The sequence below is a fragment of the Prevotella illustrans genome (assembly GCF_017426725.1).
Taxonomy (GTDB): Bacteria; Bacteroidota; Bacteroidia; order Bacteroidales; family Bacteroidaceae; genus Prevotella; species Prevotella illustrans.
The window spans coordinates 1-1472 of sequence record NZ_JAERMS010000083.1 but is presented as its reverse complement, the minus strand read 5'-3'; the positions used below and the strand labels follow the sequence as shown (position 1 = coordinate 1472).

The following is a 1472-nucleotide window of genomic DNA, read 5'->3' as shown; positions in this document are numbered from 1 at the left end:
GGCTCAGTAGAAAATTAATGGGGACAGGTTTACAAGTATCAATAATATCGGGTCAGTAGAAAATTAGTGGGGATATGCGTATAGCTTTGCAATTCTGAAAAGGAAGAACTTTTTGTCAGCCACTCCTCTAAGGTTAGCTCGAAATAGTTTGATTTTGGCGTTGAATGACTCTGCCATTGCATTTGAAGCACGGTTGTTATAGAAGTTAAGGATTTCTTCATAATGTTCATAGAAGGTGGCTGCTATGACGTTAAAGGAGTGGAATCCTGCTTCTTCTACCTTGTTGTACCAGCGTGCCATGGCCAGGCGTGCGGCATCCTTGATGGTATTCTTGGAAAATATCATCCTCAGGGAATGGCAGAGTCCGTATGCAGTCTTTATATCAGGATATTGCTCAAATAGTATTGCAGCCCGTATCTTCTGCCTGTCGGTCCACTTTTGGGTCGGCTTGAACAGGAGGTATCTCGAGCGTATGAGCAATTCCGTACGGGTATCTCCGTTGGGATAACGGAAAGGCAGGTAACTCTCTCCATTGAGCTTCGCCTCCTCCATTTCATCGTTCGCCTGTTGAAGAGCATCCCAACGGTGCTTGATCCGAAGTTCCTGCACGGCTTCACATGCCAGCTTCTGAATGTGGAACCGGTCTATGACACGGTTGGCATGGGGGAATGCCGTGCGTACGATTTTACGCATGGAGTCGGACAGGTCAAGCGTAACTTCTTCCACCGCATTGCGCTGCCCCTGGTCAATCCGCCTGAGAACGGCAATCACGTCTTCAGACTTTGTGCCTGCCACGACGGCTATCAGGGATTGGTCACGCGTACGTGCGTCACGGTTGGTTACGAACGTGTAGAGTTCACCATTGGAGAGCGAGGACTCGTCTATTGCAAGCCGGGGCCCCATGTTGTAAGGAAACAGGAGCCACTCCTCGGCATGGTCCAATTGATCCCATTCCCGGAAATTACTCAAGACTTCCTTGTATTGACGTTCAAAGGTATGGCCGTCTATCCTATAGAAATCCTCAAGCATACGGCAGGTCACGGGGGATGTCTCCATACGTCTCTTTTAAAAAAGCCCCGAACTCCTTGGAGTAACGGGTGCCCTTGGCTACGATGTCAAGGTCGATGGGGAGGCTGAAGCTCTTGCCCGTACGGCTGTCTGTCCAGCGCCTACGCCGGATCTTCAGTATCACTTTATGGGCTCTGATTGGAAAATCAGTCACGCTTACTGCTTCCATGAATCCCTTAGATTCGAAATGGACATCCGACGATAGGCTTTTGTCCATCAATTCATCCAAACTGATAGGTATCTCTGTATCCGTTTGAGTCAAACCAACCACGGTAAAGTAATCAAGAATCTGCGCAGGTAATACAACGCTTGCTATTGCTTTGAGATAGGCATTTTCCATATCACAAAGAAAAGCATTTAATTTCAATTAGAAGATATTATCCCCACGAATTTTCTACTGAGCC

General features: G+C 47.6%; 2 protein-coding genes. Both read right to left on the bottom strand.

The window, feature by feature from the left end; genetic code table 11:
* Window positions 1–63: 63 nt before the first annotated feature.
* Window positions 64–1056 (bottom strand): ISAon1 family transposase, encoded by a 993-nt coding sequence (locus JHU38_RS12240; RefSeq protein ID WP_199222650.1) that lies wholly within the window; start codon window positions 1054–1056, stop codon window positions 64–66.
* Window positions 1022–1408, bottom strand: a complete 387-nt coding sequence (locus tag JHU38_RS12235) for an ISAon1 family transposase N-terminal region protein (RefSeq protein ID WP_107581714.1) — start codon at window positions 1406–1408, stop codon at window positions 1022–1024. Before JHU38_RS12235 ends, JHU38_RS12240 begins: the two co-directional genes overlap by 35 nt.
* Window positions 1409–1472 lie beyond the last annotated feature (64 nt).

Excerpts from the sequence above, each read along its gene's own strand:
- JHU38_RS12240 (WP_199222650.1), bottom strand. The coding sequence starts at position 1,056 with ATGGAGACATCCCCCGTGACCTGCCGTATGCTTGAGGATTTCTATAGG.
- JHU38_RS12235 (WP_107581714.1), bottom strand. The coding sequence starts at position 1,408 with ATGGAAAATGCCTATCTCAAAGCAATAGCAAGCGTTGTATTACCTGCG.